Below are 12,758 nucleotides of genomic sequence, written 5' to 3'. Positions count from 1 at the left end.
TCTTTCCAATCAGAGTGGAACCGCGCGAATGAGCGTCTCTGTCTATATTTATAGACAGAGACTTTTTTTGTGGAAAAAAGGAGTGATTTTAATGTTTGAGCGTATGAAAGAAGATATAGAAGTGGTATTTGAGCAGGACCCAGCCGCGACCAGCAAGCTAGAGGTTGTTTTAACATATGCCGGTTTACATGCAATCTGGAGTCATCGGATCGCCCATGCCTTTTATAAAAAGAAATGGTACTTTCTTGCAAGGCTAATATCCCAAATAAGCAGATTCTTTACAGGTGTAGAAATTCATCCTGGAGCAGTAATTGGCAGACGCTTCTTTATTGATCATGGTTCAGGTGTTGTTATTGGAGAAACATGTGAAATAGGTGACGATTGTACCATATATCAAGGAGTAACTTTAGGTGGGACGGGAAAAGAAAAAGGAAAAAGACACCCTACACTTAAAAATAATGTCTTAGTAGCTACTGGAGCTAAAGTATTGGGTTCCATTACAATTGGCAATAACAGTAAGGTTGGAGCAGGCTCTGTAGTCTTAAAGGATGTTCCAGAGAACTCGACGGTAGTTGGAATACCAGGCGTAGTCGTTATTCAGGATGGCAAAAAGGTAAAGAGAAACTTAGACCATCAAGATTTACCGGATCCGTTCACTGATCGCTGTAAGGAGATGGAAGGTAAGATTGTGTTGCTGCAGCAAGAAATTGATCGACTGACAGAGGAAAAGGAGAGAGCTAATCGTCATGACAATTCAAATATTTAATTCATTAAAACGTGAAAAAGAGCCTTTTGTGCCAATAGAAGAAGGAAAGGTAAAAATGTATGTATGTGGTCCAACTGTATATAACTATATTCACATTGGAAATGCTCGACCAGTTATTGTATATGATACTGTACGCAAATATTTACAGTATCGTGGATATGACGTAACATTCGTATCAAACTTTACAGATGTAGATGACAAAATTATTAAAGCTGCAAATGAACTTGGAGAAGATGTATCCGAATTGACTAGTCGCTTTATCGATGCATATTTTGCAGATGTAGAAGCTTTAGGATGCTCAAAAGCAGATTCCCATCCTCGTGTAACGGATCACATGGTGGAAATCATTGATTTTATAAAGGTATTAGTAGAAAAAGGCTATGCTTATGAATCACAAGGTGATGTCTATTATCGTACAAGAAAGTTCGAGGGTTACGGAAAGCTCTCCCATCAATCGGTGGATGACTTAAAAGTAGGGGCTCGTATTCAGAGAGGTGAAAAGAAAGAGGATGCATTAGATTTTGCTCTTTGGAAAGCTGCAAAGCCGGGTGAGATATTCTGGGAAAGCCCATGGGGTCAAGGTCGTCCGGGATGGCATATTGAATGTTCTGTTATGGCTCGTGAAATTTTAGGAGACACGATTGATATTCACGCAGGAGGGCAGGATTTAACTTTCCCTCACCATGAAAATGAGATTGCCCAATCCGAGGCTAGAACCGGCAAGACATTTGCAAGATATTGGATGCATAACGGTTATATCAATATAGACAACGAAAAAATGTCTAAATCGCTCGGCAACTTCGTATTGGTGAATGATATCCGCAAGCAAATTGACCCACAAATATTGCGTTTCTTTATGCTTAGTGTTCATTATCGTAACCCTATTAATTACTCACAGGAACTTGTGGAGCAAGCGGAGGCAGGTTTGGAACGTATCCGTACCTCGTATGAAAATGTTCTTCATCGCTTAAAAACAACAGCGGATTTAGGTGATCAGCATGACGTGTGGATGCACAAAATAGAGGAAGTAAAACAGCAATTTGAAGTAGCGATGGATGACGATTTTAATACGGCAAATGGAATAGCTGCATTATTTGAGCTATCTAAATTAGCGAACACATATTTGTTAGAGAAGCAAACATCTGAATCAGTGCTAAAGCAATTTATTTCGATTTTAGATTCCTTAACAGCAGTTCTTGGAATTACCCTTTCTAAGGAGTCAGAGGTCCTGGATGAGGAAATCGATGCTCTTATCGAAGAACGAAATCAAGCGAGAAAAGATCGCAATTTTGTTCGTGCAGATGAAATTAGAGATCAACTAAAAGAAATGAATATTATTTTGGAAGATACTGCCCAAGGTATCCGATGGAAGAGAGGGTGACCTTTTGTTAAACTTTAAAGTATCTGACGTAAAGCAACTTAATTCCTTGGCCTTAGCTTATATGGGAGATGCGGTGTTCGAGCAAGTTGTGCGCGAACACCTCATCCGCTCGGGGCGTGTAAGACCGAATATCCTGCATAAGGAAGGAACAAAGTATGTATCTGCCAAGGCGCAAGCGATGATAGTGAAAGAAATGTTAAACACTAAATTTTTGACAGAGGAAGAGGAGGCTGTTTTAAGAAGAGGCAGAAATGCCAAATCTGGAACTGTCCCTAAAAATACAGACGTTTTAACGTATCATTATAGTACCGCGTTTGAAGCAGTTATTGGAAGCTTATACTTAAGTGAACAAGCAGAACGCCTGCAAGAGGTCCTGAATTTTTCCATTGACTTTATTGATGGACAGAAAGGAGAGAAAAAATAATGGCTGATCAAACAGAACAAACAGGAGAAATTATTGCTGGTAAAAACCCTGTAGTAGAGGCATTACGTTCAGGAAGAGATATGAACAAAGTGTGGATAGCGGAAGGCATCCAAAAAAGTGGAGTGACGGAAATTATTCAACTGGCAAAGGAGGCTGGCATTATTGTTCAGTTCGTACCAAAGAAAAAACTGGATAATTTAACCGATGCAAATCATCAAGGAATTGTTGCATCTGTTGCTGCCTATAAATATGCGGAATTAGACGATTTGTTTAATCTAGCTGCGAGTAAAAAAGAGGATCCTCTCTTTATTATTTTGGATGAAATTGAAGATCCACATAACCTAGGGTCCATTATGCGAACTGCAGATGCGGTAGGAGCGCATGGTATTATCATTCCGAAGCGAAGAGCGGTTGGTTTGACTGCAGTCGTAGCAAAAGCATCTACAGGTGCTATTGAGCATATACCGGTTTATCGTGCAGGAAATTTGGCGCAAACAGTGGACGAGCTCAAGGAGCGTGGGGTATGGATTGCAGGTACAGATGCTGCCAAATCTACAGACTATAGAAATATGGATGCCACACTGCCACTAGCTCTAATAATTGGCAGTGAAGGAAAAGGGATGAGCCGATTGTTAAAAGATAAATGCGACTTTCTTTACCATTTGCCGATGGTTGGTCATGTAACTAGCTTGAATGCGTCAGTTGCTGCGTCGATACTTCTTTATGAAGTATTGCGCGTAAGAAACCCGCTCAAAGGATAGGATTATGCAAATTCTACTTGTCGATGGTTATAACATCATCGGCGCATGGAGCGAGTTAAGAAAACTAAAAAAAGATAAATTACTAGATGCTAGAGATAGACTAATCGAGCAAATGGCGGAGTATAAAGCATTTACCGGTATTCGAGTAATAGTTGTGTTTGATGCTCACTTAGTACCGGGTATAGAAAACAAAAAGATGCAGTATGATGTTGAAATTATCTATACGAGAGAAAATGAAACAGCAGACGAACGGATTGAAAAGCTAACCCGAGAGCTAAGTGGAAGGCGAGTGCAAATCTATGTAGCCACCTCTGATATGACAGAACAAAGGGTCATATTTGGACAAGGTGCGCTAAGAAAATCTGCTAGAGAACTAGAAATTGAAATGCTTTCTATTTCCTCGAATATTACGAAAAAAGTGAAGAATATCCAAGAGAATAAGCCAACTTCGACAATTATTTTATCGGAGGAAGTAGCGGAAATTTTCGAAAAATGGCGAAGAGGAATGAAATGATTCATTGACGCTATAAATTTGCTTCCTGTATACTGATGGTAAATATGTCTAATTTAGCTGAGGTGACTTCATTGGAAAAAACAGAGCTGGATCTACAACAATTGGATAGTTTACTAGATGAAGAGCTTGTAGAGATGGTTCATCAAGGAAACACTGAAGCGCTAGATTATTTGATAACGAAATACCGATCATTTGTAAGAATGAAAGGTAGATCCTATTTTTTAATAGGTGCTGATAGAGAAGATATTCTGCAAGAAGGAATGATTGGTTTATATAAGGCGATTCGAGATTTTAGAGAAGAGAAGCTTTCATCTTTTCGAGCTTTTGCTGAACTCTGTATAACTAGACAGATTATTACTGCTATTAAAACAGCTACTAGGCAAAAACATATCCCGCTTAATTCTTATATTTCCTTGGACAAGCCTATCTATGATGAAGAATCAGATCGAACACTAATGGATATGATTGCTGGCTCAGTTGTAGACGATCCTGAAGAATTAATCATAAATAGAGAGAATTATGATTACATTGAAGGTAAAATGGGAGAGATATTAAGTGAACTAGAGCAGCAAGTGCTTGCCTTGTATTTAGATGGGCAGTCCTACCAAGAAATTTCTGAAGAATTGAATCGTCACGTTAAATCTATAGACAACGCGTTACAGCGAGTAAAACGTAAACTGGAGCGTTATATGGAAATTGGAAGTAATTATGCATAATTTGGGATTTTGTTGACATGGTATGGCGAAGGTGATAATCTTGAAAAAGACTTATACGCCGAAAAGGTGAGAAAATGACTAAGAAAATTGTCTTGAGTTGCGTAGAATGTGGTAACCGCAATTATACAGTCCCTGCATCTAAAGATACCGGTTCTGTTCGCATAGAAAGAAAAAAGTATTGCACGCATTGTAATGCTCATACAGTACACAAACAAACGATATGAGTATAGAAGTAAGATAGATTTTCCATGTGGAGGTTTAGCTAAAATGGCTAATATTGGTGGTTTTTTTAAAAACGTAGTATCAGAAATGAGAAAAGTAAGCTGGCCAAAACGTAAAGAGTTAACACGCTATACAATCATTGTGCTTGCAACAGTAGTGGTTATGGCTGTATTCTTTGCAGTAGTAGACTTAGGAATTTCTGAATTGTTCCGTTGGTACTTGGAGTTATAGGTTTGTAGCATGTAAATATTTGAAAATAGCCCGTCTTAGTCAACGAACGGGTTTTTTCATTTGTCTTAGAAAAGGAGGGAAGGACGCTTAAGTCCCGACACTATGGAAAAAAATTGGTATGTTGTTCATACGTACTCTGGGTATGAAAATAAAGTAAAAGCAAATTTAGAAAAACGAGTAGAAACAATGGGGATGTCTGATAAGATATTCCGAGTGTTCATCCCTGAACAAGAAGAAACAGATTTCAAAGATGGAAAAAAACGCGTAGTAACTAGAAAAACATTCCCAGGATATGTTTTTGTTGAGTTAATCATGACAGACGATGCTTGGTATGTAGTGAGAAACACACCTGGTGTTACTGGCTTCCTTGGTTCATCAGGCGGCGGTACAAAACCAACTCCTCTTGCTCCAGAAGAAGTTCAATCCATGTTAAAACAAATGGGTATGAATGATCGCAAAGTTGAAGTAGACTTCTCAATCGGAGAATTGGTAGAAGTATTAGAAGGACCATTTGCGCATTTCCAAGGTAAAGTAGAAGCTATTGAAGCCGAAAAAGGCAAAGTGACTGTTTCTATCGATATGTTTGGGCGCGAAACAAATATGGAACTAGATTTCGAACAAGTAATCAAAGTATAATTTATTACTTGCTAAAAAAATGGATAAGTGGTATCATTTCAAAGGTCAGACTGAAAAAAAGTCTGCATGAATTTTCTAAATGTTATCAGCGCAGAGCTGAGAGACAGATATTTGAGTGGGAGGGGCAACCCAATTACCACATCACGGACTTAAGGAGGTGTGTCTCGTGGCTAAAAAAGTGATTAAAGTTGTAAAATTACAAATTCCTGCTGGTAAAGCAAATCCAGCGCCACCGGTTGGTCCTGCATTAGGACAAGCGGGTGTTAACATCATGGGATTCTGTAAGGAGTTCAACGCACGTACTGCTGATCAAGCAGGTCTAATCATTCCGGTTGAAATTTCTGTATTTGAAGACCGTTCATTTACTTTCATTACAAAAACTCCGCCGGCAGCAGTGTTACTTAAAGTAGCAGCAGGAATTCAATCTGGATCAGGTGAACCAAACCGCGTTAAAGTGGCGACAGTTAAACGTGATAAAGTTCGCGAAATCGCTGAACAAAAAATGCCAGATCTAAACGCTGCATCTGTTGAAACAGCTATGTTGATGGTTGAAGGTACAGCACGTAGCATGGGTATTACGATCGAAGACTAATACTTAATGTGATTTTGATATGACGCAATTGTTTTTTTGGAAGGTTGTAGTTGTTCCTAAGAATAACTGCAACCTTTACACGTGGGAGGTTTATTCCGCTAAAACCACTATCAAGGAGGACATTTTAAATGGCTAACAAAGGTAAAAAGTTACAAGAAGCTGCTAAATTAGTTGACAAAAATACATTGTATTCAGCTAAAGAAGCAATCGAGCTTGCTAAAAAAACTAGCACAGTTAATTTCGACGCAACAGTTGAAGTTGCTTTCCGTCTAGGAATCGATACTCGTAAAAACGACCAACAAATCCGTGGGGCAGTAGTTCTTCCAAACGGAACTGGTAAAACTCAACGCGTATTAGTTTTCGCTAAAGGTGAAAAACTTAAAGAAGCTGAAGCTGCTGGTGCAGACTATGCAGGTGATGTGGAATACATCAACAAAATCCAACAAGGATGGTTTGACTTCGATGTAATCGTAGCTACTCCTGACATGATGGGTGAAGTTGGTAAAATCGGTCGCGTACTTGGACCAAAAGGTTTAATGCCAAACCCTAAAACTGGTACTGTTACATTTGATGTAACTAAAGCTATCGAAGAAATCAAAGCTGGTAAAGTAGAATACCGTGCTGACAAAGCAGGGATCATTCACGCTCCAATCGGAAAAGTATCTTTCGAAGACGACAAATTAGTAGAAAACTTTATGTCTGTATTTGAAGTAGTTCAAAAAGCTAAGCCTGCTGCTTCAAAAGGTATTTACATGAAGTCTGTAAATGTTACAACTACTATGGGTCCAGCTATTAAAGTTGATGCTTCATCAGTAAAATAATAATTGACAACCTAATAGTCTATCTGTTAAGATGACTTTTGTTGTGAAATATACATTTGTACCGAAGACAGTAGGAGCGACTTGTCGCTTAATATCCTACCGAGGACACGTAAATTCAGATTCTAATTAGATGATGACTTTCTGCCTCTGTGTCTATCCGTAGATCAGAGGCTTTTCTTTTGTCGGTATAAATGGCCCAATTCTTATAGGAGGTGCCAAGATGAGCAAAGCAATTGAAACGAAAAAAGTGATTGTAGACGACATTGCAGAGAAATTTAAAGCTGCTGCTTCAGTAGTTGTAGTAGACTACCGTGGTTTAAATGTTGCTCAAGTTACAGAATTACGTAAACAACTTCGTGAAGCTGGCGTTGAGTTCAAAGTTTATAAAAACTCACTTACACGTCGTGCGACTGAAATCGCTGGAGTTGATGCAATTAACGAATTCTTAGTTGGACCAAATGCTGTTGCATTCTCTAACGAAGACGTAGTTGCTCCAGCAAAAATCATTAATGATTTTGCTAAAAAGAACGAACAATTAGAAATTAAAGCAGGGATCATCGAAGGAAACGTATCTTCAGCAGAAGATGTAAAAGCTTTAGCAGAACTTCCATCACGCGAAGGACTACTATCTATGCTTTTATCTGTACTTCAAGCTCCAGTGCGCAATTTCGCACTTGCAACAAAAGCTGTTGCAGAACAAAAAGAAGAGCAAGGCGCATAATTCCTTATGGAACTTTGCACAAAAATCGGCTAATAGCCTAAAACATATCCAATAATAGGAGGAAAATAAAATGAACAACGAGCAAATCTTAGAAGCTATCAAATCAATGACAGTTCTTGAATTAAACGACTTAGTAAAAGCAATTGAAGAAGAATTTGGTGTTACTGCTGCTGCACCTGTAGCTGTAGCTGCTGGTGGCGGTGCTGCTGCTGCTGAAGAAAAAACTGAATTTGACGTTATCCTTGCATCTGCAGGAGACCAAAAAATTAAAGTAATCAAAGTAGTTCGCGAAATCACTGGTCTTGGCTTGAAAGAAGCTAAAGAAGTAGTTGACAACGCTCCAAAAGCACTTAAAGAAGGCGTATCTAAAGAAGATGCAGAAGCTATGAAAGCACAACTTGAAGAAGTTGGAGCAAACGTAGAAGTTAAGTAATTTTTGGTACAACTCGGGGAAAAAGCTCGTCTTTAAACGACGAGCTTTTCTTCGTATGTATGATGGAGGGTTAAACGGTGTCTGAACATTATTATTCTAGAAAACCTCAAACGGAAAGTAAGCCTCAACATTGGAACTTTAAATTGCTAGGCCATAATTTTCGATTTGAAACAGATGCTGGTGTTTTTAGTAAGAGCGAAGTAGATTTTGGCTCCCGTGTATTAATCGATGCTTTCAAAGCGCCAGATCAAGAGGGAGACTTCTTGGATGTTGGTTGTGGCTATGGTCCGATTGGGCTTGCCATTGCAAAAGCAAATGAAGAAAGAACAGTTCATTTAGTAGATGTTAACACGCGTGCAATCCAACTTGCAGTAAAAAATGCGGCTGCTAACGGGGTACAAAATGTGCGAATCTATGAAAGTGATGGGTTGTCAGCAGTGGAAACTGCAAACTTTGCGGCTATTATAACTAATCCACCCATTCGCGCTGGAAAAGAGACTATATTTCGTTTCTATAAAGATTCCTTTGATAAATTAGTTTCAGGGGGAGAATTGTGGGTTGTCATTCAAAAGAAACAAGGGGCACCATCTACTTTTAGTTTTTTAGAAGAGATTTTTGGTCAAGTGGAAGTTGTGAACAAAGAAAAAGGTTATTGGATTATAAAGGGTACAAAAGATTGACTTGACAAAATCGCTATGATATTATAATAAAATGCAAAAATATTATTTTGAGGACTTATGGCCTTTTGTATAAAAGCTATGCTTTATGGGTATACTGGCCGAGAAAAAGTTTGGTGAATCAAAAATGAGCTCTTATTAAGAACTCGTTTTCTTTTTGTCTTTCGATATCATACACCAAAATGTCTATATCGAAAAGACCTATTATCGCTTTATTGAGGGGTGAATGAGTTGACAGGTCAACTAGTTCAGTACGGACAACACCGCCAGCGTAGAAGTTTTGCGCGTATTAGTGAGGTGCTAGAATTACCGAATCTTATTGAGATTCAAACAGCATCTTATGAATGGTTCCTTGAAGAAGGTTTGCGTGAAATGTTTAAGGATATTTCACCTATCGAGGATTTTACAGGCAATCTATCATTGGAGTTTGTCGACTATAGTTTGAATGATCCAAAATATTCAGTCGATGAATCTAAAGAACGTGACGCAACATACGCAGCACCACTTCGCGTAAAAGTACGTCTCCACAACAAAGAAACGGATGAAGTGAAAGAACAAGATGTCTTTATGGGTGATTTCCCACTCATGACAGAAACTGGTACTTTCGTTATTAATGGTGCTGAGCGAGTAATCGTATCTCAGTTAGTCCGTTCACCAAGTGTTTACTTCCATGACAAAACAGACAAAAATGGTAAAAAAGGTTTTGGTGCTACTGTTATTCCAAACCGTGGTGCATGGCTTGAATACGAGATTGATGCAAAGGACGTAGTGTACGTTCGAATTGACAGAACTCGTAAATTACCAGTAACTGTTTTACTTCGCGCTTTAGGATTCGGTTCAGATCAAGAAATCATTGATTTACTCGGTGACAATGAGTATTTACGTAACACGCTAGAAAAGGACAACACAGAAACTACTGAAAAAGCGTTATTAGAAATCTATGAGCGCTTACGTCCAGGCGAGCCACCAACTGTGGAAAGTGCAAAGAGCCTGCTATACTCTCGCTTCTTTGACCCAAAACGCTATGATTTAGCAAATGTTGGTCGTTACAAAATGAACAAAAAATTACACATAAAAAATCGTTTGTTTAACCAAACAGTAGCGGAAACGTTAGTGGATCCAGAAACAGGTGAAATTTTAGTTGAAGCTGGTACACTGATCGATCGTCGTGTATTAGACAGACTGATCCCTCATTTGGAAAATGGAATTGGATTTAAAACATTCTCTCAAGTTGGAGGAGTTTTAGAAGACGATATTACGGTTCAATCGATTAAAATTTATGCACCAAATGATGACGAGCAAAAAGAGATAAATGTAATTAGTAATGCGTATGTGGAAACCGAAGTTAAAAACATTACGCCAGCAGATATCGTGTCATCTATTGGTTATTTCTTTAACCTATTATTCAACGTTGGAAACACGGATGATATTGACCATCTAGGTAACCGTCGTTTACGTTCAGTTGGAGAGTTATTACAAAACCAATTCCGTATTGGTCTTTCTCGTATGGAGCGTGTAGTTCGTGAGCGTATGTCAATAAACGATACACAAGCAATTGTTCCACAACAGCTGATAAATATTCGTCCAGTAATTGCATCTATCAAGGAATTCTTTGGTAGTTCTCAATTATCTCAGTTCATGGACCAAACAAATCCACTTGCAGAGTTAACTCATAAACGTCGTCTTTCTGCTTTAGGACCCGGTGGTTTAACGCGTGAGCGTGCAGGCTTCGAGGTTCGTGACGTTCACTACTCTCACTATGGTCGTATGTGTCCAATTGAAACTCCTGAGGGACCTAACATTGGTTTAATTAACTCACTTTCCAGTTTTGCGAAAGTAAATAAATTTGGATTTATCGAAACTCCTTACCGTCGAGTTGACCCTGAAACTGGTCTTGTAACTTCACGTATCGATTACCTAACAGCAGATGAAGAGGACAACTATGTTGTTGCGCAAGCTAACTCTCCACTTTCTGACGACGGTGCATTCGTAAACGAAGAAGTAGTTGGCCGTTTCCGTGGTGACAACACGGTATTTAGAAGAGATCAAATTGACTACATGGACGTATCACCGAAACAAGTAGTTTCTGCTGCTACAGCATGTATTCCATTCTTAGAAAACGATGACTCTAACCGTGCCCTAATGGGAGCGAACATGCAACGTCAAGCTGTTCCTCTTTTAAACCCAGAAGCTCCGTTTGTCGGAACTGGTATGGAGCATGTCAATGCACGTGATTCAGGTGCCGCTGTTATTGCTAAGTATCACGGGATCGTAGAACATGTAGAAGCGAAAGAGATTCGCGTTCGTCGCATTGAAGAAGTGGATGGAAAAGAAGTTAAAGGTGATTTAACAACTTATAAAGTTCACAAATTCGAACGTTCTAACCATGGTACATCTATTAACCAACGTCCAATCGTTAAGGTTGGAGACCGTGTTAAACCTTTAGATATCCTTGCAGACGGTCCATCTATGGAACAAGGAGAGCTTGCGCTAGGACGTAACGTACTAGTTGCCTTCATGACATGGGATGGATATAACTACGAGGATGCTGTAATCATGAGTGAGCGTCTTGTGAAAGATGATGTCTATACTTCTGTGCATATTGAAGAATACGAATCAGAATCACGTGATACGAAACTTGGGCCAGAGGAAATTACGAGAGACATTCCTAACGTCGGAGAAGATGCTTTACGTAACTTAGATGACCGTGGAATTATCCGTGTCGGTGCTGAAGTTAGAGACGGAGATATTTTAGTAGGTAAAGTAACGCCTAAAGGAGTTACAGAACTTACTGCTGAAGAACGTCTACTTCACGCTATTTTCGGAGAAAAAGCTCGTGAAGTTCGCGATACATCTCTACGTGTACCTCATGGTGCAGGCGGAATTGTATTAGATGTAAAAGTCTTCAATCGTGAAGATGGGGATGAACTATCACCTGGTGTTAACCAACTAGTACGTGCTTATATCGTTCAAAAACGTAAAATCTCTGTAGGGGATAAAATGGCCGGACGACATGGTAACAAAGGGGTAATCTCTCGTATTCTTCCGGAAGAAGATATGCCTTTCCTTCCAGACGGAACACCAGTGGACATTATGTTAAATCCACTAGGGGTACCTTCTCGTATGAATATTGGGCAAGTACTAGAGCTTCACTTAGGTATGGCTTCTAGACTTCTTGGTGTTCACATGGCTTCACCTGTATTTGATGGTGCCAACGAGGAAGATGTATGGAACACGATGGAAGAAGCAGGCTTGAACCGTGATGGTAAAACGACACTTTATGATGGTCGTTCAGGTGAACCATTTGATAACCGCGTTTCAGTAGGGGTTATGTATATGATCAAACTTGCCCACATGGTTGATGACAAGCTTCATGCTCGTTCAACAGGACCTTATTCTCTTGTTACGCAACAGCCTCTTGGTGGTAAAGCGCAATTCGGTGGACAACGTTTTGGTGAGATGGAAGTATGGGCACTAGAAGCATATGGTGCTGCTTATACATTACAAGAAATCTTAACGGTTAAATCCGATGACGTGGTTGGACGTGTGAAAACATATGAAGCCATCGTAAAAGGTGAAAGTGTTCCTGAGCCAGGCGTTCCTGAATCATTCAAAGTATTGATTAAAGAACTACAAAGTTTAGGTATGGACGTTAAGATGTTAACAATTGACGAAGAAGAAATTGAACTTCGTGATTTAGATGAAGATGACGATATTCCGGCAGCTGATGCACTTGGTTTATTACCACTAGCTAATGAAGAAGAGCCAGTTGGAAACTTAGAGTAAGGTCAAGCAGGAATAATTGATTAGATAAAAAATCGGACAGGTGATGCCTGTCCGTATTTCCGTATTAAATTGCATTA

At 39.3% G+C, this 12,758-nt stretch carries 15 protein-coding genes and 2 other annotated features (1 of these 17 cut by a window edge); all 15 genes read left to right on the top strand.

Features of this window, described 5'->3' with window-relative positions:
- Positions 1-43: a binding site (T-box leader), on the top strand; it begins 178 nt to the left of the window's first position.
- A 48-nt stretch (positions 44-91) separates the two neighbouring features.
- The 15 genes from cysE to rpoB all read left to right on the top strand — a co-directional run bounded on the left by cysE (position 92) and on the right by rpoB (position 12,681).
- A complete protein-coding gene (gene cysE, locus ACQKNZ_RS17080; protein WP_154312064.1) occupies positions 92-766 on the top strand; it encodes a serine O-acetyltransferase in 675 nt (224 codons plus the stop codon).
- Entirely contained in the window at positions 747-2,147 is a 1,401-nt protein-coding gene (gene cysS, locus ACQKNZ_RS17075) for a cysteine--tRNA ligase (protein WP_144540931.1), read from the top strand. The genes cysE and cysS overlap by 20 nt, the downstream gene beginning before the upstream one ends.
- A gap of 61 nt (positions 2,148-2,208) precedes the next feature.
- Positions 2,209-2,571, top strand: coding sequence for a Mini-ribonuclease 3 (locus ACQKNZ_RS17070; protein ID WP_151113819.1), 363 nt, complete (start codon positions 2,209-2,211; stop codon positions 2,569-2,571).
- Positions 2,571-3,332 carry a 23S rRNA (guanosine(2251)-2'-O)-methyltransferase RlmB gene (rlmB, locus tag ACQKNZ_RS17065; RefSeq protein ID WP_151112042.1) on the top strand — a complete coding sequence of 254 codons (762 nt, stop codon included), beginning with the start codon at positions 2,571-2,573 and terminating at the stop codon, positions 3,330-3,332. Before ACQKNZ_RS17070 ends, rlmB begins: the two co-directional genes overlap by 1 nt.
- A 4-nt stretch (positions 3,333-3,336) precedes the next feature.
- Entirely contained in the window at positions 3,337-3,846 is a 510-nt protein-coding gene (locus ACQKNZ_RS17060; protein WP_144540935.1) for an NYN domain-containing protein, read from the top strand.
- Positions 3,847-3,890: 44 nt separating this feature from the next.
- Complete coding sequence (gene sigH / locus ACQKNZ_RS17055) at positions 3,891-4,562, top strand: RNA polymerase sporulation sigma factor SigH (RefSeq protein WP_144541046.1); 672 nt, start codon at positions 3,891-3,893, stop codon at positions 4,560-4,562.
- A gap of 74 nt (positions 4,563-4,636) precedes the next feature.
- The gene (gene rpmG / locus ACQKNZ_RS17050) at positions 4,637-4,786 is read left to right on the top strand and encodes a 50S ribosomal protein L33 (RefSeq protein ID WP_144540937.1); all 150 of its coding nucleotides are present in this window, start codon (positions 4,637-4,639) and stop codon (positions 4,784-4,786) included.
- A gap of 43 nt (positions 4,787-4,829) precedes the next feature.
- Complete coding sequence (gene secE / locus ACQKNZ_RS17045) at positions 4,830-5,015, top strand: preprotein translocase subunit SecE (protein ID WP_144540939.1); 186 nt, start codon at positions 4,830-4,832, stop codon at positions 5,013-5,015.
- Between the two features lie 102 nt (positions 5,016-5,117).
- A complete protein-coding gene (nusG, locus tag ACQKNZ_RS17040) occupies positions 5,118-5,651 on the top strand; it encodes a transcription termination/antitermination protein NusG (protein WP_144540941.1) in 534 nt (177 codons plus the stop codon).
- Between the two features lie 166 nt (positions 5,652-5,817).
- Positions 5,818-6,243 (top strand): 50S ribosomal protein L11, encoded by a 426-nt coding sequence (gene rplK / locus ACQKNZ_RS17035; protein ID WP_144541048.1) that lies wholly within the window; start codon positions 5,818-5,820, stop codon positions 6,241-6,243.
- A 128-nt stretch (positions 6,244-6,371) separates the two neighbouring features.
- Complete coding sequence (rplA, locus tag ACQKNZ_RS17030) at positions 6,372-7,064, top strand: 50S ribosomal protein L1 (protein WP_144540943.1); 693 nt, start codon at positions 6,372-6,374, stop codon at positions 7,062-7,064.
- A gap of 43 nt (positions 7,065-7,107) precedes the next feature.
- Positions 7,108-7,251 (top strand) — a sequence feature (ribosomal protein L10 leader region).
- A 33-nt stretch (positions 7,252-7,284) separates the two neighbouring features.
- Positions 7,285-7,785 carry a 50S ribosomal protein L10 gene (gene rplJ, locus ACQKNZ_RS17025; protein WP_144540945.1) on the top strand — a complete coding sequence of 167 codons (501 nt, stop codon included), beginning with the start codon at positions 7,285-7,287 and terminating at the stop codon, positions 7,783-7,785.
- 70 nt (positions 7,786-7,855) lie between these two features.
- A complete protein-coding gene (gene rplL / locus ACQKNZ_RS17020; protein WP_144540947.1) occupies positions 7,856-8,218 on the top strand; it encodes a 50S ribosomal protein L7/L12 in 363 nt (120 codons plus the stop codon).
- Between the two features lie 77 nt (positions 8,219-8,295).
- Positions 8,296-8,898, top strand: coding sequence for a class I SAM-dependent methyltransferase (locus ACQKNZ_RS17015; RefSeq protein ID WP_427660823.1), 603 nt, complete (start codon positions 8,296-8,298; stop codon positions 8,896-8,898).
- Between the two features lie 228 nt (positions 8,899-9,126).
- Positions 9,127-12,681 (top strand): DNA-directed RNA polymerase subunit beta, encoded by a 3,555-nt coding sequence (rpoB, locus tag ACQKNZ_RS17010; RefSeq protein ID WP_144540951.1) that lies wholly within the window; start codon positions 9,127-9,129, stop codon positions 12,679-12,681.
- The last annotated feature ends 77 nt before the right edge of the window (positions 12,682-12,758 follow it).

The organism is Psychrobacillus sp. NPDC093200 (assembly GCF_050280345.1).
Lineage (GTDB): Bacteria > Bacillota > Bacilli > Bacillales_A > Planococcaceae > Psychrobacillus > Psychrobacillus faecigallinarum.
The sequence above is the reverse complement of the archived record's forward strand: the minus strand, read 5'-3'. Positions and strand labels throughout refer to the sequence as shown.